Origin of the sequence: Paraburkholderia phytofirmans (genome assembly GCF_046028095.1) — a bacterium.
GTDB classification, from domain to species: domain Bacteria; phylum Pseudomonadota; class Gammaproteobacteria; order Burkholderiales; family Burkholderiaceae; genus Paraburkholderia; species Paraburkholderia phytofirmans_A.
On sequence record NZ_JAQQDJ010000018.1, the window covers coordinates 41,744 to 60,608 of the forward strand.

Here is an 18,865-nt window from a genome sequence, read left to right on the forward strand (position 1 = left end):
TTTATGCAGAACCCCGCCATTGGCAACGTTGCAGCGACGACCGCCAGCGAATTCGCTGACTTGCCTGCTACTGCGTCGCATGGGCCGTTGCGCATCGAGTATCGTTGGGTCAATGAAGCGGCAGGCGATGCGCCGATTGCCGTCTTCCTGCACGAAGGTCTCGGCTCGATCGCGATGTGGCGCGACTGGCCGCAAGCGCTGTGCGAACGGCTCGGCATGCGCGGGCTGGTTTATTCGCGGCCCGGCTACGGACTTTCCACGCCGCGTCCGCATGCAGAGAAGTGGCCGGTCGATTTCATGACGGCGCAGGCTCGCGACATTCTGCCCGCTCTGCTCGACGCACTCGATATCGATAAGCGCGAACGCCGGCGCATGTGGGTGATCGGCCACAGCGACGGCGGCTCGATCACGCTGCTGTATGCAGCGCTACATCCGGAAGAGTTGGCCGGCGCGGTGGCAATTGCGCCGCATGTCTTCGTCGAAGATATTTCAGTCGAGAGTATCGCGCAGACCAAACAACTCTACGAAACGACGGACCTGCGCAGCAAGCTCGGCCGCTATCACGCGGACGTCGATTCCGCGTTTTATGGCTGGAACGACATCTGGTTGAATCCGGCCTTCAGGCAGTGGTCGATTGCAGGAGAACTGGCGTCGATCCGCAAGCCGCTGCTCGCGGTGCAAGGCCACGACGACAACTACGGCACGATGGCCCAGATCGATACGATCGCCATACAGGTGCCGCATGCGCAACTGGTCAAGCTCGACGCTTGCGGGCACTCGCCGCATCGCGACGCGCCGCAACCGCTGAACGAAGCTATTGCGGCATTCGTTTCGAGCGCGGTGCGTTTGGGCCATTGAGGTCATGAGCGCGGCACGTCTTTCCGACGCGCCGCGTTGCAGCGCTTTTGCTGTCCAACCGCTCAGATCACCGTCGACAAACCCAGCGTCAACAACAACGCTGTCACCGAGATGATCGTTTCGCAAACGGTCCACGTCTTGAAGGTTTGCGGCACCGTCATACCGAAGTACTCCTTCACCAGCCAGAAACCACCGTCGTTCACGTGCGAGAGGATCAGCGAACCCGCACCGGTGGCCAGCACCAGCAACTCGGGGCGCACACCGCCCACCGTACCGGCTGCCGCGGCCGCGATCGGCGCGATGATGCCGGCAGCCGTTGCCATCGCCACCGTCGCCGAACCGGTCGCCACGCGAATCAGCGCCGCCACCAGCCACGCGAGAATCAGCAGCGGCACGTGCGCGCCGGTCGCGACATCGACAATCGCTTTCGACGCGCCGCTGTCGATCAGAATGCGCCCGAAACCCGCGCCCGCTCCCACCACCAGCGTAATGCTCGCGGTCGGCGCGAGACATTCGTTGGTGAACTTGAGGATCTGGTCGCGGTTGAAGCCGCGCGCCTTGCCGAACGTGATGAAGCTCAACAGCACAGCCAGCAGCAGCGCCATGTCCGGGTGGCCGATCAGGCGCAGCACGTTATTCGCCGTCGATTTGGCCGGCACGATCAGATCGGCCCAACTGCCGACCAGCATCAGCAGCACCGGCAGCAACACCGTCAACAGCGTGATGCCGAAGCCCGGCAATTCCTGGTGCGAACGCTTTGCGTCCTGTTCGATGAATTGCTGCGCCATCGGATTGACGCCGTCGAGCACGACAAAGCGCGCGATCAGCTTCGAGAACAACGGACCGGCAATCGCGGCGGTCGGAATGCCGACGATCAGCGCGTAGAAAATCGTGTGGCCGATATCCGCGTTATACGCGGTCACCGCGAGCAACGCGGCCGGATGCGGCGGAATCAGCCCGTGCACAACCGAGAGACCCGCCACCATCGGAATGCCGACGCGAATCATCGAAGTGCCGGTACGCTGCGCCACGTTGAACGCAATCGGAATCAGCAGCACGAAGCCGACTTCGAAAAACACCGGCAAGCCGACGAGGAACGCGATGCACATCATCGCCCAATGCACGTTCTTCGGACCGAACAGGTCGATCAACGTGCGCGCGATGCGCTCCGCGCCGCCCGATTCGGCCATCATCTTGCCGAGCATGGTGCCCAGACCGACCACGATCGCGATGTGGCCGAGCGTGCCGCCCACGCCGGTTTCGAACGACTTGAGAATCGAGGTCGCCGGCATGCCGACGGCCAGCGCCAACGCCACCGACACCACCATCAAGGTGATGAACGGATTCATCTTGAAGCGCGCGATCAGCACGACGAGCGCGATGATGGCGATCAATGCATAGACGAGTAACAGACTTCCTTGAACGGTCGCCATAGGTGCTCCTGAAGGGAAAGAACCGCGCCGCCGCTTTTGAGCGCTTTCCAGCGCTCCCTCTGCCACGTATGTCACGCGGCATGTCTCGAATGCGGCGACGCGGGCGGCGTGCTTAGAACTTGTGGCGAATGCCGGCGACGGTCACGAGTTGGCCGTTGTTGCTCGACGGATTGGAAATGCCTTCAACCCACGCTTTCGAACCGGACGAGCGCTGGTAGATGCCGTTCAGGTACAGGTCGGTCGTCTTCGACAGGAAGTACTCGCCGCCCAGGCTCAACTGGTTGTAGTGCGCGTTGGTCGCCGTGGTGCCGCTGGTGTTCTGCGTCGTGTAGATGTAGCCGAGCGCGAGCAGCGTGGCCGGCGTGAGCTGGTACTTCAGGCTGGCTTCGTAGTTGGCGAACCGCAGGCTGCCGCCCGTCAGCAACTGGAATTGCGAGTTCGTGTAGAGCAACGCGACGGTGGCCGGGCCGAACACGTACGCACCGCCCGCGCCCCACACCTGATTGCGCTTCACACCGCTGATGATCGACGAGCCGGTGTTGTAGTAGTTGTCCGAAGGCGCCGCGCCCGCGGTGCTGGTGGCCGGCTGATTGACCAGCGAGTACGCCGCGTCCAGGCGCAGGGGGCCGTTCACGTAATCAGCGCCGACGCTCCATGCGCGGTTGTTGGCGAAGTCGCCGGCAGCGTTCGAGAACGCGTACATCGCATTGGCCGTGAAGCCCGCAAACGTCGGCGTGGTGTACTTGACCGCGTTGTTGGTGCGGTACGTGTTGTTGATGTCGTCGTTGTCGTAAACCGCGTTGCCGTACTGGCTCATGGCGCCGACGCCGTTGATCTGCAGATTCGACAGATAGTCCTGCACGCTGTTATACTGACGGCCCAGCGTGATCGTGCCGGCCGTGTTGTTGGACAGCGCGACCCATGCGCTACGGCCGAAGATGCGGCCGCCCTGGCCCGATGCGCCGGTCTCCAGGCTAAAGCCGTTTTCCAGCTTGAACATCACCTTGTTGCCGCCGCCCAGATCTTCCGTGCCGAGCAGGCCCCAGCGCGAGCCCTGCACATTGCCTTGCGTCGCCTGATAGGCCTTTTCGCCTTTCTGATTGTTCGTGAACGTAAAGCCCGCGTCGACGATACCGTAGAGCGTCACGCTGCTTTGCGCCTGCGCGGCTTGTGCGGCAAGTCCGGCCGCTGCGAAGGCGATAGCCGTACGGAGAATCTGCTTGTGCTTCATGGTTTCCTCAAGTCGAAAGAAAAACGAACGCCGGTGACATCGAGCGTGTTCCGGCGATATAAGTAGTACTAATCGGGCGAGTCAAAGCCGCACCGGAACGACGTCCGGTGCTGCGGTCAAGCCAGGTCATCGGTAAAGCGAAATCAGTCGGGCCAGTTGCGGCGCGCGGCGATGCGGCGAGCGTCGCGCTGGTAAAACGGTGTGACGATAGGTTCGGGCGACAGACGCGCCCGCTCGAGTTCGGCGGTCAGTCTGGCCAGCACGATCTGCTCTTCACCCGGATGCAGATTGCACGGGTCGATAAAGAAGAAATGCAATTCGGCTTCGTGATCGCGCACGATCACCGGCGCTTCTCCCGCAGAGGGACGCGCCAGTGCATCGGCGAGGTCCCATGCGCTGATGCGCGCCTGCTTCGGATCGATGTGCAACTTCAGACGGTCGAGCGGATTGCCGGTCGGATCGGCGTCGATCTCGGCCCACACACCGTCGCAGCGGTTCAGCGTTTCGCGCCACAGCGTCAGGTAGCCGCGCTCGCGGGCGCGGATCGCGACGTGGTCGCGTTGCTGCCACTGCTCGAGCGCGGCGATCGCGCCGACGACGCCTTCCTTACCGACTTTCATGCCGCGGCCGATGCCGCCATTCTGGAAATAAGCGGCACGTACCAGCGCTTTCTTACCCGCGACGATGCCGGCAGTCAGTCCACCGAGAAACTTGTGCGCCGAATACAGCACGAGGTCCGCGCCGGCCGCGATAAAACGCTTGAGGTCGTATTCGGAAGCCGCGTCGACGATCACCGGCACGCCCTTCTCACGCGCGATCGCTATGAATTCTTCGAGCGGGATCATGCCGAATTGCACGGTGTGATGCGACACCACGTACAGTGCCGCAGCCGTGCGTTCGGTGATGGCGGTGTTCAGTTGATAACCGTGTGCCTCGGTGGCCGCGCCGACCTGCACGACGCGCGCGCCCGACAAACGGATCGCCTGATCCACCGGTGCGCCATAATTGACGAGATGGCCGGTCTGGATCACAACTTCATTGCGCAGCCCCGGCAAGCTGCTCGTATCCGGCAAGCGTTCGATCAAGCCGTGGTCGTCGCCCGTCATGGTGGCGGCAATGGCGAGCGTGATAGCCGCCGAACACGACGCGGTGACATAGCCGGCTTCGCTGCCGCACGCGGCGCTGATCGCGGCGGATGCCTTGCGTTGCAGATCGTCGATTTCGACGAATTGCGGCAGCATCTGCGCCACCGTGTCGATCACCGGCGCGCCGACGCTGGACGCGCCCAGGCTAGTCATCGTGCCCGAAGCATTGATGACGGGGCGTAAGCCAAAACGAGAGCGAATGTCCATGAAGCGCCTCCAACCGGGTATTTCTTAATTATGGAATATATGTTGTAATTACGGATCAGTCTAGCATACAATCACCCTGCGTCAACTGGCCAAAAACATAGCGACAGAGGAGCACGATGGCTCGCACGTTCCGACCTTCCGCGTCCGCCGGCGAATCCTCGGCGGCAGCGGCACATCCGTCCGCAGAGCAATCGCAGGCTGAAACCGCGGCTCCGCGCACGCGCACCAGCGCGCTCGACCGGGCCGTGCAGATTCTCGACGCGCTCCAGCAGGCGAACCGCCCCGCCACCGCGTATGAAGTCGCGCGCATCGTGGGCGCGCCGTTGTCCACCGTGTATTCGATCATCAACGACATGGTCGAGAAGAGTCTGCTGGCGCGGCGTGTCGACGGCACGATCTGGCTCGGCTCGCGCCTGTACGGCTACGGCCTCACTTACGCGAGTTCGCTCGACTATCTCGCGGTCGCGCATGAGGAAATGCAGCGGCTCTCGGCCGAGGTCGAAGAGACCGTGCAAGTCTGCGGTCTCGAAGACGGCATGATGGTGGTTCAGCAAATGGCCGAAGGGCCCGGACATTTTCGCGTCACGTCGCGAGTCGGCAGCCGCGTGCCGCTCAACTGGACGGCTTCGGGCCGATTGCTGGTGGGCCACTTGCCGGACGCCGAACGGGTCGCGTTTTTCGCACAGCACGCGCAAAGCTCGCCCACCGGGCGCGCGGAAACGCGGCCGGAAGTGCTCGCGCAAATCGCGCGCGAAGCACTGGAGGCGCGACTGTCCATTCAGATCGGCGAATCGGATGCGTCCGTGGCATGCCTCGCGGCGCCCGTGCTCGACAACAGCGGCGCGTGCGTCTTCACCATTTCGATCGTGATGCCCGAGGCGAAGGCCGCGCTCGGCACCGAACGTTTCGCGCAAGCCGTGCAGTCGGTGGCGGCGCGGATCGAAGCGCGCCTCGGCTGGCGGCATCGCGAACAGGAGCCGGCCGCGTAAGCGCCGCCGCCCAGCTCAATTCTCAACGACCGCTCACCCTCACGTCTTTATCGATGAACTGCTACGACCGGCTGCACACGCGCGGCCTCAAGCTCCCGCAAGTGCCGACGCCGATCGGCAATTTCACGCACTGCACTCGCGAGGGCAATCTGCTGTTTCTGTCCGGCCAGGGTCCGCTCGACGAAACCGGCTCGCTGATGACCGGCAAGGTCGGCGCAACTGTCAGCGCGGACGAAGCCTACCGGCATGCGCAGATGGTCGGCCTCAATCTGCTGGCGGTGCTGCACAACGAACTCGGCGATCTGCGCCGCGTGAAGCGCATCCTCAAACTGCTCGGCATGGTCAACGCGGCGCCGGATTTCACTGAGCATCCACGCGTGATCAACGGCTGCTCGGATCTCTTCGTCGATGTATTCGGCGACGCCGGTCGCCACTCGCGCTCCGCGGTCGGCGTGGGCTCGCTGCCGGGCAATATTACCGTCGAGATCGAGGCCATCGTCGCGATCCAGGATTGACGGTCGCGCAGTTCTCAACAAATACCCAAATTTCCACATCTTCACAAAAGTTACACAGGTAAGCGACTATTCTTGCGCATCGCTGACCTGGGCACATGGATGCCCTGGCGCAACTTCCCCGTGCCGGAGACATTGCCATGTCTGTTGTGTCGAACCCGTCGATTGCCTTGCATCGCAAACGTTTTTGGCGGCCGCGCTGGCCGCCGTGTCGCTGTGCATGCTGCTCGGCGCATGCGGTAACGACGACGGCAAAACCCCGGACACGCGCGCGGTTAGTTCTACCGTGAGTCCCGCGGGCGACAGCAACGCCGCCGCCGTGCTGTCGGCGAATCCGTCCTCCGCGTCACCCGCGCCCGCTGCCGTTACGATTCAAACCCCCGCACTACCCGCATCAAGCGCCGACCCGGCATTGTCCGCCGCCGCGTCGACGCCGCTCGCCACACCCGTTATCCACACCGTCGACTGAGTTTCGCGCGTCACGCGACGCGCGGGCGCGTCTCGCGTGTTGCGTGCATCGTTCCTTCACCGAAGATCGAAAGCCAATACCATGACCTCAAAAAATCGCCGTGATTTTCTGCGCTCCGCCGCGCATGCAGCCGGTTCCGCCACCGCGTTGAGCATGCTGCCGCTGGGCATTCGCAACGCACTCGCCATTCCCGCCAACAACAAGACCGGCACCATTCGCGACGTCGAGCACATCGTCGTGCTGATGCAGGAAAACCGTTCGTTCGACCACTACTTCGGCACGCTCAAGGGCGTGCGCGGTTTTGGCGACACGCGCGCGACCAATCTGCCGAACGGCAAGCCCGTGTGGTATCAGCCGCTCGCGGCGGATGCCGGCTACGTGTTGCCGTTCCGCCCAAGTGCGCCAAACCTTGGTCTGCAATTCCTGCAGGATCTCGCGCACGACTGGACCAGCACGCACGCAGCTTGGAACGGCGGCCGCTACGATCAATGGGTGCCCGCCAAGGGCGCCACGACAATGGCCTATTTCACGCGCGAGGACATTCCGTTTCACTATCAACTCGCCGACGCGTTCACGATCTGCGACGCGTACCACTGCTCGCTGATGGGACCGACGGACCCGAACCGCTATTACATGTGGAGCGGCTGGGTCGGCAACGACGGCAGCGGCGGCGGCCCGGTGATCGACAACTCCGAACTCGGCTACGGCTGGTCCACGTACCCCGAAGTGCTGCAGAACGCGGGCATTTCGTGGAAGATCTATCAGGACATCGGCACCGGTCTCGACGCGAACGGTTCGTGGGGCTGGACGCAGAACCCGTACATCGGCAACTACGGCGACAACTCGCTGCTCTACTTCAACCAGTACCGCAACGCGCAGCCCGGCAATCCGCTTTACGACAACGCGCGCACCGGAACGAACGCGGCGAAGGGCGACGGCTACTTCGACATCCTCAAGCGCGACGTGCAGAACAACGCATTGCCGCAAGTGTCGTGGATCGTCGCGCCCGAAGCCTACTCCGAACATCCGAACTGGCCGACCAACTACGGCGCGTGGTACATCGACCAGGTCTTGCAGATTCTCACGTCGAATCCCGAGGTGTGGAGCAAGACGGTGCTGCTGATCAACTACGACGAGAACGACGGTTTCTTCGATCACATGGTGCCGCCGTTCGCACCGTCGTCGAACGCGAACGGGTTGTCCACCGTCGACACCAGCAACGAAATCTATCCGGGCGACGCGAAGATTCCCGCGGCCCCGTACGGACTCGGACCGCGTGTGCCGATGCTGGTGGTGTCGCCGTGGTCGAAAGGCGGCTATGTGTGTTCGGAACTGTTCGACCACACGTCGGTGATCCGCTTCATCGAAAAGCGCTTCGGCCACGAGCACAATCTCGGCGAGTCGAACATCACGCCGTGGCGCCGCGCCGTGTGCGGCGATCTGATGTCGGCGTTCAACTTCAGCAATCCGAACGACGCCTTCCCGACACTGCCGGGCACGAGCGGCTACGTGCCGCCGGATCAGAACCGCCATCCGGATTACGTGCCGCTGCCGCCCGCCTTGCAGGCCGTGCCGAAGCAGGAACCCGGCGTGCGCCCCGCTCGCGCGTTGCCGTACGAGTTGTTCGTGCGTGTGCATGGCGAAGGTTCGGCCAACCAGCTTACGATGCGCTTCGTCAACACGGGCCGCACCGGCGCGGTGTTTCTCGTCTATGCCGCGCACAGTCTGGACGCGCCGCGCACCTATACGGTCGAGGCCGGCAAGCGCTTGCAGGATGCATTGCCGCTTAATGCCGACGGCAGCTACGATTTCACCGTGTACGGTCCGAATGGCTTTCTGCGCCGCTTCGCGGGCAAGCCGGTCGCGCGCAGCTGGTGGAACGGCTCCGATATCGCGCGGCCTGAAGTCGAGGAAGGTTACGACGTCGCGAACGGCAATCTGCAGTTGCGTCTTGAAAACGTGGGCAGCGCGCCCACCCAGTTCAAGATCATCAACGCGTACGACCCGAACAACGTGATCCGGCATACGGTGCGCGGCGGCGATACCGACCAGATCTACCTCGATCTGCGCAATGCTCACGGCTGGTACGACCTGGCGATTACGGTCAATACGGATCCGCTGTTCGCGCGGCGTTTTGCCGGACACGTGGAAACCGGCAAGAGCAGCATGAGCGATCCGGCTCTGGGTAGCTAAGCCTTAGCCGAACGTCTCCGTGAAATACAGCGGCCGCTGCGATGAAAAACGCAGCGGCCGTTTCTTCTTGCACAATCCCTCACAATCGCATCGAGCACCGTCACGCAGCGACTGCGGCCGATAACGACGCGCGCTCGCGCGCCTTCTCGCGAATCGCCTGCACGATGAACTCCGCATCGCGTGCGACGCCGGAGAAACGCCCCGAGCCCCACGTATGCAGCCACGGCAAGCCGACGAAATACAAGCCATCGATCGGCGTAATGCCGCGCGTATGCGCCGGATAACCGCGACCGTTGAACACGGGTGCGTCGAGCCAGCTGAAGTCCGGCGTAAAACCGATGCACCAGATGATCGCGGCAATGCCGCTCGTTTCCAGGTCAAGGGTGGTGCGTTCCTGTGCCGGACGCCAGACAGGTTCGTACGCGCCGCCTTCCGGCGCATCGATACCGCGCTTCTCGATGAAGTTGTCGATGCTCACGTTGATCCGGTTATACGTATCGTCCGCCGCATCGAGATTGGCCGCGAGCGTGGGTGAGAAATGGAATTGGCCGTCGCGCAGATCGTCGAGGCGGCCGTACAACTCCATGCCTTCGGCTGCGAACTTGCGCAGATCGATATCGCGGCCACCGTCGCGGCCCGTCACGTAGTGATTGGTGTTGTCGCGCACGCCTTCACGCAACGGATGCTTTTCGACCGGCATGTCGTAGTACTGCATGTCGGCTAGCCAGTCGACCACGTCGCGGCCACGATAGAAGCGCGCGCAACGCGGCGCCTCGCCAACCGCCAGCACCACTTTGCGGCCGGCCAGATGCAGGTCTTCCGCGATCTGCGCGCCGGATTGCCCAGTGCCCACCACCATCACCGCGCCATCAGGCAGCGCCTGCGGGTTGCGATACGCCGACGACTGCAGTTGCACGATTCGCGCGGGCAAGCGCTCGGCGAGGCGCGGCACGATCGGCGTGTGGTAGCCGCCCGAGGCCACCACCACCTGATCCGCGCTGAAATCGCCCTGCGTCGTCGTGATCGCGTAGACGCCGTCGTCGCGTTGCTTGACGCGTTTGACTTCAGTGCGCTCCATCAGCGGCGCATCGACATGTGCAATGAAGCCGTCGAGGTACGCCACGATCTCGTCCTTCTTCATGAAGCCGTGCGGATCGTCGCCGCGATACGGATAACCGGGCAGCGCGCATTGCCAGTTCGGCGTGACCAGACAGAACGCGTCCCAGCGCTGCTCGCGCCATGTGTGCGTCACGGTATTCTTTTCGACGACCAGATGGTCGATGCCGGCCTCTTTGAGGTAATAGCTGACCGACAGACCCGCCTGCCCGCCGCCGATGACGAGCACGCTGTAATGGCCCTCGGCGCGCGCGTGATGTGCTGGATTCGACATGATGCGTCCTCTGAAAGAATAAGCGCCTAGCTGAATTCGATAACCTTGACGGTTGCGTCCGGCCGCTCGCGAAAGCGCGCCGCGTCGCGCTCGATCTGCGCAAGCTGGTCCATCGCCGCCGAGCAGGCGAAGCCGTATTTCTCGCGCACCCGCTCGGACGCGATGCCCAGCGCCTGCCGCGAGCGCGCCACAAAATCGTCCAACGCGTAGGCCTCGCCCGGGATGAAAAAATCGCCGATCACATGCGAGGGCGAGTAACAGTTCGCTTCGTCGCCATCGGGCCATTGAATGCGAAAGTGCATGACAGGCATCGCTGATCCTCTAATCATTTAGTGAGCACGAACACAGGTCGCGTCGTGCGCATGTATCGTCAAAGGCGCGCTCATGTCACGCCATCCTTCCCGACAATGAACGGCTCGCGCTGAAAGTCCCACAGCATCGCAGCGTCATCTTCCTGCTGCACGACCACCTGACTCGTCGCATCGACGGATCCGATCACCGCACACGAAAGCGCTCGGGCGTCGAATAGCGCCTGCACGGCATCCACATGCTCAGCCCGCACGGATAGCAAATAGCCGAAACTCGGAAACGCGGTCACCCAGCGTTCCAGTGCCACGTCGTCGGGTTTGGGAATGCGAGCGAGATCGATCCGCGCCCCCACTCGCGAGCACTCGAGCAACATCAACGCCGTGCCGAGCGTGCCCGCCATGCTGATATCTTTCGCGGCGTCGCATAGGCCGTTTTCCGCAAGCTGCGGTAGCAGTTCGAGATCGCCGCGCAAACGCTCGGCCGGCGCATACACCGACGCATTCCAGAACGGATACGGTTCTTCAAAGCGGCCGCGCAGATCGACTGCCATCATCAGACTGTCGCCCGGTTTCGCGTTGAAGCTCGACAGCAACGCCTTGGCGCGGCCGATAATCGACACCGCCAGTTGCGCCGCGTCGCTGCGCGTATTCGTGTGGCCGCCGACAATCGGCACGCCATACGCGACCGACGCCGCCGCCATGCCCGCCAGCACCTCGTCGGCCGCGCCGATGCCCGGACTCCACAGCGCATCCACCACCGCCAGCGGCCGTCCGCCCATCGCATAGATATCGCTGACGTTGACCATCACGCTGCTGTAGCCGGCAAACCATGGCATGGCGCTGACAAAATCGTTGACCATGCCTTCGATGGCAAAGAGCAGATATCCGTCGCCATCGGCGAGCGCGGCGCAGTCGTCGCCGAGCGCCACGGCTTGCGCGAGATCGTGCGTGCCGTGAGGCAAACGCTTCGCCAGCGCGCCGACCACGTCGACGATATCGGTCTTGTGGCGGAACCCGCGGCTTTCGCGCAAGCTGGCGACGAGATCGGCAACGGTCATGCCGCACTCCGCGCGGGTTCGATACGACGCGAATACACTTGTGCTTGCGCGCGCGTGACGAAGCCGACAAAGGGCGTCACACACGGCGGATAGCGGTCCAATTGCGCCTGCATCAAATGGTGCGGCCTGCCGAGCAGCGTTTCCTCGGCGAGCACGTCCCAATGCATCGCGCGAAAGAGCGGCACATTCTGGCTCTGCACATGGGCCAAAAACGTCTCACAGCCCAACGCATGCGCGCTGCTCACCGCGAGACGAATCAACGTCGCGCCGATCTTGCCATGCCGACGAAACGCGGCGTGCACGGCAAGGCGCGAACCGAACCACACGTTGTCGTGATCACGGTGAATCCGCACGGTGCCGACCACCTGCTCCGGCATGCCGCCAAGGCAACTGACGGCCACCAGTTGCTGCGCGTGCCGATCGATGTCGTCGCGATCGTCCGCCACGAAAATGCCTTGCTCGATGCAGAATACGGCGCGCCGCAATTTGAATGCCTCTTCGGCTTCCCAATCCAACGTGGTCCACTTGATGCGGAATTCACTCGGCGCATACGGTGCGGAATCGATGTCACCGTCCAGCGCCTCGCCTGCAATCGCTTCACCGAACATGATCACTCCTCGTACGACGACAGCGACGAACACGCGCCGCATTTACCGCAGCCCGCCTTGATATCGCTCGAACGCATGGCCGCGGCATTGAGCATGCCGCCAAGCGGCTGCAACACCGACTTCATGAACTCGGGCGTGGGCGCCGGATGATCTTCGAGCGGCGTGCCGCTAATCGGCACGAAGGGCACGACGAACGGATAGACGCCCAGCTCGATCAGTTCGCGCGACATCGCCAGAATCGCTGCCGCGCTATCGCCGAGCCCCGCGAGAATGTAGGTACTGACCTGGCCGCGTCCGAATACGGCTACGGCGGCCTTGAACGCTTCCATGTAGCGCGACAGCGGCACGCTCGCCTTGCCCGGCATGATGCGTTCGCGCAAAGCGGGCGTCACCACTTCGAGATGCATGCCGAGCGTGTCGATGCCGCTCGCTTTCATGCGGTCGAACCAGCGGTCGTCGTCGGGTGGCTCGCATTGCGCCTGGATCGGCAGATCGACCGCGGCCTTGATCGCAAATGCGCTCTCGCACAGAATCTGCGCGCCGCGATCCGGCGTGGGCGGCGTGCCGGTGGTCAGCACCATATGCTTGACGCCGTCGAGCAACACTGCCGCGCGCGCCACTTCCGCGAGCTGCTCCGGCGTCTTGCGCGCAATCGTGCGGCCCGCCGCGAGCGACTGCCCGATCGCGCAGAACTTGCAACTCTTGCGCCGGCTCTCGTAGCGAATGCAGGTTTGCAATACGGTCGTCGCGAGCACGTCCGCGCTATGCAATGCGGCGATATGCGAGTACGGCACGCCGTCGAGCGTCTGCATGCCGTAAAAACGCGGCGCCTTCGGGAAGCTGATGTTGGCGATTGGAATCGTGCCGCGCAACAGCGCGCTCGAACCGCTCGCATCCGGCGTCTGTGCGACGAAGGGCGAGTGCCACGCGGTGCTCGTATGCACGGGCACCATGATCGTCACGCCGTCCACCGTCACCGCCTTGTGATCCGACGGACCCGCGCCGCCGCGCCGGCTCGCCGCGCCCGCATCCGGCGACACGAGGCGCAAACCGGTCGACTGCAATTCAGTCATCAATTGCCGGCTCTGCGCCGACAGCGACTCGCTGGCGTTCATCGCATCCTCCTTCGGTTGAATTGAAATCGACGCTCGATGCGGCCGGCCACGCCGGCATCGGCGCGACAGTTTCCGCGGGCCGCCGGTTGATCGCGAGACTCAGCAATTCGGGCCGCGCGTAATGGCCGACCGAATCCATCATGCGTTTGCGCTTGGTGATCAAGGCCATGTCGAGATCGGCGATCACCATGCCTTCGCCCTCGCGCAGCGGTTCGGCGAGATGCTGTCCTTCCGGCGACACGATCGCGGTATTGCAGCCGCCGCGCAGCGCCTTCTGCAAATTCGTATCCGGCGTCACGGAGGCGATCTGCGCTTCGGTGAGCCATCCCGTTGCATTGACGACGAAGCACCCCGACTCCAGCGCGTGATGCCGGATCGTCACCTCGATCTGCTCGGCGAAGATCGGCCCCACGAGAGAACCGGGGAACTGGCTGCAATGAATCTCCTCGTGCTGCGTCATCAACGCATAGCGCGCTAGCGGGTTGTAATGCTCCCAACAGGCCAGCGCGCCGACACGCCCCACCGCCGTATTCGCTACCGTCAAACCTGCGGCGTCGCCCTGCCCCCAGATCATCCGTTCATGAAACGTCGGGGTGATCTTGCGGCGCTTGAGGACGATCCGGCCATCCACGTCGAAGATCAACTGCGTGTTGTAGAGGCTGCCGTGATCGCGTTCGTTGACGCCGAGCACCACCACCATCCGGTGCAAACGCGCCTGCTCGGCCACCGCCTGCGTCACCGGCCCCGGCACGATCACGGCCTCTTCGTAGAGTTTCATGTGATCGGCGCCGGACACGACCGGCGGCCGCACGAAAGAAAAGTACGGGTAATACGGCACGAAGGTTTCGGGGAACACGATCAGCTGCACGCCCTCGCGTGCGGCTTTCCCGATGGCCTCGCAAACCTTCTCGAGCGTGCCGCCGCTGCGCTCGAAGTCGGGTGCGATCTGAACCGCTGCGGCGCGCACGATACGTTTGTCGGACATGGTGGTCACTTGCCTCTCGTCAAACAGCCGTCAGACCGTCCATGTGTGGATGACCAACGCATTGTCCTTGCGGTGAAGCAACTGAATGTCGAGCACGTCGAGCGGACTGATCGGCCGGATGCCTTCGATCAGCGAGGCTTCGCCGTGGCCATACAGCGCTTGCAGTGCGAAGCGGCACGCGTAGACCTTGCCGCCCTCTTCCATGAACTTCGTCAACTGTTTGTTGAAGTTCAGATGGCCGGGAAACGCTTCGTCGCCGAGCGTCGGAAAGCCGCGTTGCAAGCCGAGCGTAACGCCCGGCCCATACAGCAGCACCGACGTTTCGAAGCCCTTACGTTGCAGGCGGGTGGCCTGCAGCATATTGACGAAACCGATCGAACCTTCGAACGCGACCGTATGAAACGTGACGAGCGCCTTCTCGCCCGGCTCGGCTTTTACGTCTTCGAAGACTTTCTCCTCGTAGTCGACAAGGTAATCGCCTTTCTGATGCAGCGGTTTGTTGACGGCTGGCATGACACTCTCCGATCAGGTTTGCTAAGTAAAAGAGGGCGCGCGTTCAAGCTGTGCGCGCTTCTTCCAATGCAACGGCCGTGCCATTGATCGGCCACGCGAATGCGATCAATCAGCAATCAATTCCGTCTCGATTCGAAGTGCGACTCGAAAAAATTTTAGGCGCGAAGGTTGCATACGACTCGGGCACTCGGCGCGAACGCTGCTGGCGCGGCTTTATCGCACCAGCCATGTGCGATTCGCGCATAACGACGTGTCGGCGTGGTGCAGTCATTCACCACAGTCGATCAATCCGATCATTGATCGCATACGGATGCGATCAAGTGCTTTCAACGTGAATAGAGACCCGAAGCCAATGAGCAGCCCGACACATCACTGGATCAAACGTCTCGCCGACATTCGCAAACCCGCCTATCTGGCGATTCCCGATCTGATCGAAGAGGATCTCGCCACCGGGCGGCTGCGCCCACGCGACCGCTTGCCGGGGCTGCGCGATCTCGCCCAGGAACTCGCGCTGAACTACACGACGGTGGCGCGCGCTTACGCCGAAGCTCGCAAACGCGGCTTGCTCGATTCGCGCGCGGGCAGCGGCACGTTCGTGCGCGGACGTACCGCCACTTTGCCGCTCGCGGGCGGCAGCAGCATCGAGATGTCGATGAACACGCCGCCCGAGCCGCCCGACTACGCGATACGTCTGCGCGAATCCGCTGCGCGCCAGATGGCCGAAAGCGATCCCTATCAGTTGCTGCGTTATCAGGACTTCGGCGGCTCGGCGGCTGACAAGGACGCGGGCGCCGAATGGTTGAGGCGCCGCGTGCCGCATTGCGACGCGCAGAACGTGCTGGTTTGCCCCGGCATCCATAGCGCGCTGGTGGCGCTCGTCTCGCAGCTCGCGCGGCCGGGCGGCACCATTTGTCTCGATTCACTCGCCTACCCCGGCATCAAGGCAATCGCCGCGCAACTCGGCGTGCGTCTGCAAGCGTTGCCGCGCGATGACGAAGGGCCGCTCGCGCACGCCTTCGAGGCGCTCTGCAAGACCGACAAGCCGAGCGCGTTCTATTGCAATCCGACGCTGCAGAATCCGAGCACGCTTACGCTCACGCACAAACGGCGCGAGGCGCTCGCCGACGTGGCGCTGCGCTACAGCGTACCGATTATCGAAGACGATGCGTACGCGATGCTGCCGCAGAACGCGCCCGACGCGCTCGCGAGTTTCGCGCCCGAACTGACCTATTACGTCACCGGCTTGTCGAAGAGCTTCGGCGCCGGTTTGCGCGTCGCGCATCTGCATGCGCCGACGCCGCGACAAACGCAGCGGCTAGCCGGCGCATTGCGCGCCACCACCGTGATGGCGAGTCCGTTCACGGTCACGCTCGCGACGCAATGGATTGTGGACGGCACCGCGGCTGACATGCTCAACGCGATTCGCAACGAGTCGCGCGCCCGCCAGATCATCGCTTCGCGCATGCTCGCAGCGTGGCCTTACGAAGCGCATCCGGATGGCTTTCATTTGTGGTTGCCGGTGCCGGTGGAAAGCGGCTGGAGCGCATCCGAGCTCGCGTTGCAGTTGCGCAATCAAGGCATCGCCGCCGTGGCGGGCGCCGCGTTTTCGACCGACGGCAATCCGCCCAACGCCATGCGCGTCTGTCTCGGCGGATCGAAAACGCGCGACGAATGCGAAGAGGCGCTGCGCATCGTCGCGGAGACACTCGATCATCCACATCATCTGCACTCTCCGGTGATGTAAAGCGATCCTTAAACGCCGCTAGCCAGCGTTATTGTCATACGAATACAGCGTGTCGCCAGCGGTCGATAAGCGCGCGATAAAGCGCCGTTTCCGTGCGCATTGAAAAAGCCAACGCGCAAGAAAAATTTCGCGCGCATTCGACACGCCGTCCCGCACCGCTCACCCGCCGTTGGTGAGCAATTGAAAGCATTCCCCGCTCAAGTCCCACTAATTGGAGCCGTATACAACGTGTGAGGCCCCCGCCTCACCGACTCCGACTCCGACTCCGGTTCACCGCTCACTCCGAAAGACTCCCGACATGTTCACCTCCATTCGCGCGCGCATCGTCGCCCTGTGCGTCGCTATCGTTGTGGTCGCGCTCGCCGCCAACGCGGTTCTCAACTATGTCGTCGCCAACTCGTATAACGCCGATGCCATCGACAGCAGTCTGACCGCGGTCGAAAGCGGTCACGCGGGCGGCATCGGCGACTGGGTCGCCGCCAACAGCCAGATGATCAATTCGCTGCAGGACGCGGTGCTGCAAGCGGATCCGTCCGCCGCGCTGAAGCAGATCGCCGCGGCCGGCAAGTTCACCAACGTGTACGTGGGCTATGCGGACAAGACGGCGAAGTTCTCAGATCCAACCGGCATTCCGCCCGACTACGATCCGACCGGCCGTCCCTGGTACAAACAGGCGGCGGAAGCGGGCAAGCCGGTGGTCACGCCGCCTTACGTGGACGTGGGCACGGGCAAGCTGGTGGTGGCGTTCGCCGCGCCCGTGGTGCGCGACGGCGCGGTGAAAGGCGTGGTCTCCGGCGACGTGGCGATGGACAGCGTGATCGCCAACGTCAAGGCGATTCATCCGACGCCGGCGAGCTTCGGCATGTTGATCGATGCGAGCGGCCATATCGTCGCGCATCCGGATGCGAAGCTGACCTTGAAGCCGGTCTCCGATTTGGCGCCGGGCCTGACGAGCGACAAGCTCGCTGCCCTCTTCAGCGCCGAGCGTCCGCTCGAAATGGACGTGAACGGCAGCACGAAGCTGCTGCGCGCACAGGCGATTCCCGGCACGGATTGGTACGCGGTCGTCGCGCTCGATAAAGCCGAAGCGACCGCCGGCATGCGTTCGCTGCTGACCGTTTCGGTGATCGCGTTGATCGTGATCGCCGGCATCGCCGCCGCGGTCGTGGCGGCGGTCACTGCCGTGTCGTTCCTGCGTCTGTCGAAAGTGCGCGATGCGATGGATGCCATCGGCTCCGGCGAAGGCGACCTCACCCAACGCCTGCCGGCCGCCGGCAACGACGAAGTCGCGCAGATCGCGCGTTCGTTCAACACCTTCATCGACAAACTCAGCCACGTGATGCGCCAGATTCGCGACGCCAGCGAATCGGTGCGCGTGGCGGCGAATGAAATCGCCGCGGGCAACGTCGATCTGTCGGGCCGCACGGAGTCCGCGGCGGCGAGCTTGCAGCAAACCGCCGCGTCGATGGAGGAAATCACCTCGACCGTCACGCAATCGGCAAGCGCCGCGAAGCAGGCCGACAACACCGCCGTGTCCGCCTCGCAGGTCGCCTCGCGCGGCGGCGTCGTGATCTCCGAAGTGATTGCGACGATGGGCGAGATCCAGCATGCGTCGGTGAAGATTTCCGACATCATCGGCGTGATCGACGGCATTGCGTTCCAGACCAACATCCTCGCCTTGAACGCCGCGGTGGAAGCCGCGCGCGCGGGCGAACAGGGCCGCGGTTTCGCGGTCGTGGCCGGTGAAGTGCGCAGCCTCGCGCAGCGCAGCGCGCAGGCGGCGAAGGAAATCAAGGCGCTGATCGAATCGACTGTGGCGAGCGTGACGTCGGGTTCGGGCCAGGTACGCCAGGCCGGCGAAACGATGACGGAGATCGTCAGCAACGTTGCCAACGTGACGACCATCATTTCCGAAATCACCCAGGCGGCCAACGAGCAGACGCGCGGCATTCAGGAAGTGAACCGCGCGGTCAGCCAGCTCGACGAGATGGTTCAGCAGAACGCCGCGCTGGTCGAGGAATCCACGGCGGCGGCCGCCGCGCTGCAGAGCCAGGCCGTGAGCCTCGCCAGCGCGGTAACGCAATTCAAACTCGATTAAACGCCTTCG

General features: G+C 63.4%; 16 protein-coding genes and 1 pseudogene. 7 read left to right on the top strand and 10 right to left on the bottom strand.

Features of this window, described 5'->3' with window-relative positions; genetic code table 11:
- Nucleotides 1–3: 3 nt before the first annotated feature.
- Nucleotides 4–858 carry an alpha/beta fold hydrolase gene (locus PQR54_RS34525; RefSeq protein WP_408253626.1) on the top strand — a complete coding sequence of 285 codons (855 nt, stop codon included), beginning with the start codon at nucleotides 4–6 and terminating at the stop codon, nucleotides 856–858.
- Nucleotides 859–920: 62 nt separating this feature from the next.
- Here the strand turns inward: PQR54_RS34525 and PQR54_RS34530 are convergent, their stop codons facing one another.
- The 3 genes from PQR54_RS34530 to PQR54_RS34540 form a co-directional block, all read right to left on the bottom strand.
- Nucleotides 921–2,291, bottom strand: a complete 1,371-nt coding sequence (locus tag PQR54_RS34530; RefSeq protein ID WP_408253629.1) for a GntT/GntP/DsdX family permease — start codon at nucleotides 2,289–2,291, stop codon at nucleotides 921–923.
- Nucleotides 2,292–2,403: 112 nt separating this feature from the next.
- A complete protein-coding gene (locus PQR54_RS34535) occupies nucleotides 2,404–3,522 on the bottom strand; it encodes a porin (protein WP_408253632.1) in 1,119 nt (372 codons plus the stop codon).
- Nucleotides 3,523–3,665: 143 nt separating this feature from the next.
- The gene (locus PQR54_RS34540; RefSeq protein ID WP_408253635.1) at nucleotides 3,666–4,874 is read right to left on the bottom strand and encodes an aminotransferase class V-fold PLP-dependent enzyme; all 1,209 of its coding nucleotides are present in this window, start codon (nucleotides 4,872–4,874) and stop codon (nucleotides 3,666–3,668) included.
- A gap of 116 nt (nucleotides 4,875–4,990) precedes the next feature.
- Between PQR54_RS34540 and PQR54_RS34545 the strand changes: the two genes are divergently transcribed.
- The 4 genes and pseudogenes from PQR54_RS34545 to PQR54_RS34560 all read left to right on the top strand — a co-directional run bounded on the left by PQR54_RS34545 (nucleotide 4,991) and on the right by PQR54_RS34560 (nucleotide 9,037).
- Complete coding sequence (locus PQR54_RS34545) at nucleotides 4,991–5,863, top strand: IclR family transcriptional regulator (protein ID WP_408253638.1); 873 nt, start codon at nucleotides 4,991–4,993, stop codon at nucleotides 5,861–5,863.
- 53 nt (nucleotides 5,864–5,916) lie between these two features.
- Nucleotides 5,917–6,378, top strand: a complete 462-nt coding sequence (locus tag PQR54_RS34550) for a RidA family protein (protein WP_408253641.1) — start codon at nucleotides 5,917–5,919, stop codon at nucleotides 6,376–6,378.
- 137 nt (nucleotides 6,379–6,515) lie between these two features.
- Nucleotides 6,516–6,844: pseudogene (locus PQR54_RS34555) on the top strand (hypothetical protein).
- Between the two features lie 81 nt (nucleotides 6,845–6,925).
- On the top strand, nucleotides 6,926–9,037 hold the full coding sequence (locus PQR54_RS34560) for a phosphocholine-specific phospholipase C (RefSeq protein ID WP_408253644.1): 2,112 nt from the start codon (nucleotides 6,926–6,928) through the stop codon (nucleotides 9,035–9,037).
- A 100-nt stretch (nucleotides 9,038–9,137) separates the two neighbouring features.
- Here PQR54_RS34560 and PQR54_RS34565 read toward each other — a convergent pair whose 3' ends face one another.
- From PQR54_RS34565 to PQR54_RS34595, 7 genes are all read right to left on the bottom strand, one after another.
- Nucleotides 9,138–10,427, bottom strand: coding sequence for an MSMEG_0569 family flavin-dependent oxidoreductase (locus tag PQR54_RS34565; RefSeq protein WP_408253647.1), 1,290 nt, complete (start codon nucleotides 10,425–10,427; stop codon nucleotides 9,138–9,140).
- Between the two features lie 26 nt (nucleotides 10,428–10,453).
- Nucleotides 10,454–10,738, bottom strand: a complete 285-nt coding sequence (locus PQR54_RS34570) for an MSMEG_0570 family nitrogen starvation response protein (protein WP_408253650.1) — start codon at nucleotides 10,736–10,738, stop codon at nucleotides 10,454–10,456.
- A gap of 71 nt (nucleotides 10,739–10,809) precedes the next feature.
- A complete protein-coding gene (locus PQR54_RS34575) occupies nucleotides 10,810–11,793 on the bottom strand; it encodes a sll0787 family AIR synthase-like protein (protein WP_408253653.1) in 984 nt (327 codons plus the stop codon).
- On the bottom strand, nucleotides 11,790–12,401 hold the full coding sequence (locus PQR54_RS34580; protein ID WP_408253656.1) for an MSMEG_0567/Sll0786 family nitrogen starvation N-acetyltransferase: 612 nt from the start codon (nucleotides 12,399–12,401) through the stop codon (nucleotides 11,790–11,792). Before PQR54_RS34580 ends, PQR54_RS34575 begins: the two co-directional genes overlap by 4 nt.
- A 2-nt stretch (nucleotides 12,402–12,403) precedes the next feature.
- A complete protein-coding gene (locus PQR54_RS34585; protein ID WP_408253800.1) occupies nucleotides 12,404–13,474 on the bottom strand; it encodes an MSMEG_0568 family radical SAM protein in 1,071 nt (356 codons plus the stop codon).
- On the bottom strand, nucleotides 13,467–14,501 hold the full coding sequence (locus PQR54_RS34590; protein WP_408253659.1) for a Nit6803 family nitrilase: 1,035 nt from the start codon (nucleotides 14,499–14,501) through the stop codon (nucleotides 13,467–13,469). Before PQR54_RS34590 ends, PQR54_RS34585 begins: the two co-directional genes overlap by 8 nt.
- Nucleotides 14,502–14,531: 30 nt before the next feature.
- Entirely contained in the window at nucleotides 14,532–15,014 is a 483-nt protein-coding gene (locus PQR54_RS34595; RefSeq protein WP_012433701.1) for an MSMEG_0572/Sll0783 family nitrogen starvation response protein, read from the bottom strand.
- 352 nt (nucleotides 15,015–15,366) lie between these two features.
- Between PQR54_RS34595 and PQR54_RS34600 the strand changes: the two genes are divergently transcribed.
- Nucleotides 15,367–16,758, top strand: coding sequence for an aminotransferase-like domain-containing protein (locus PQR54_RS34600; RefSeq protein WP_408253663.1), 1,392 nt, complete (start codon nucleotides 15,367–15,369; stop codon nucleotides 16,756–16,758).
- A 298-nt stretch (nucleotides 16,759–17,056) separates the two neighbouring features.
- A complete protein-coding gene (locus tag PQR54_RS34605; protein ID WP_408253666.1) occupies nucleotides 17,057–18,856 on the top strand; it encodes a methyl-accepting chemotaxis protein in 1,800 nt (599 codons plus the stop codon).
- Nucleotides 18,857–18,865: the final 9 nt, after the last annotated feature.

Bases quoted from the DNA above. Each gene is read 5' to 3' on its own strand.
- PQR54_RS34525 (WP_408253626.1), top strand. From the start codon at position 4: ATGCAGAACCCCGCCATTGGCAACGTTGCAGCGACGACCGCCAGCGAA.
- PQR54_RS34530 (WP_408253629.1), bottom strand. From the start codon at position 2,291: ATGGCGACCGTTCAAGGAAGTCTGTTACTCGTCTATGCATTGATCGCC.
- PQR54_RS34535 (WP_408253632.1), bottom strand. From the start codon at position 3,522: ATGAAGCACAAGCAGATTCTCCGTACGGCTATCGCCTTCGCAGCGGCC.
- PQR54_RS34540 (WP_408253635.1), bottom strand. From the start codon at position 4,874: ATGGACATTCGCTCTCGTTTTGGCTTACGCCCCGTCATCAATGCTTCG.
- PQR54_RS34545 (WP_408253638.1), top strand. From the start codon at position 4,991: ATGGCTCGCACGTTCCGACCTTCCGCGTCCGCCGGCGAATCCTCGGCG.
- PQR54_RS34550 (WP_408253641.1), top strand. From the start codon at position 5,917: ATGAACTGCTACGACCGGCTGCACACGCGCGGCCTCAAGCTCCCGCAA.
- PQR54_RS34560 (WP_408253644.1), top strand. From the start codon at position 6,926: ATGACCTCAAAAAATCGCCGTGATTTTCTGCGCTCCGCCGCGCATGCA.
- PQR54_RS34565 (WP_408253647.1), bottom strand. From the start codon at position 10,427: ATGTCGAATCCAGCACATCACGCGCGCGCCGAGGGCCATTACAGCGTG.
- PQR54_RS34570 (WP_408253650.1), bottom strand. From the start codon at position 10,738: ATGCCTGTCATGCACTTTCGCATTCAATGGCCCGATGGCGACGAAGCG.
- PQR54_RS34575 (WP_408253653.1), bottom strand. From the start codon at position 11,793: ATGACCGTTGCCGATCTCGTCGCCAGCTTGCGCGAAAGCCGCGGGTTC.
- PQR54_RS34580 (WP_408253656.1), bottom strand. From the start codon at position 12,401: ATGTTCGGTGAAGCGATTGCAGGCGAGGCGCTGGACGGTGACATCGAT.
- PQR54_RS34585 (WP_408253800.1), bottom strand. From the start codon at position 13,474: ATGACTGAATTGCAGTCGACCGGTTTGCGCCTCGTGTCGCCGGATGCG.
- PQR54_RS34590 (WP_408253659.1), bottom strand. From the start codon at position 14,501: ATGTCCGACAAACGTATCGTGCGCGCCGCAGCGGTTCAGATCGCACCC.
- PQR54_RS34595 (WP_012433701.1), bottom strand. From the start codon at position 15,014: ATGCCAGCCGTCAACAAACCGCTGCATCAGAAAGGCGATTACCTTGTC.
- PQR54_RS34600 (WP_408253663.1), top strand. From the start codon at position 15,367: ATGAGCAGCCCGACACATCACTGGATCAAACGTCTCGCCGACATTCGC.
- PQR54_RS34605 (WP_408253666.1), top strand. From the start codon at position 17,057: ATGTTCACCTCCATTCGCGCGCGCATCGTCGCCCTGTGCGTCGCTATC.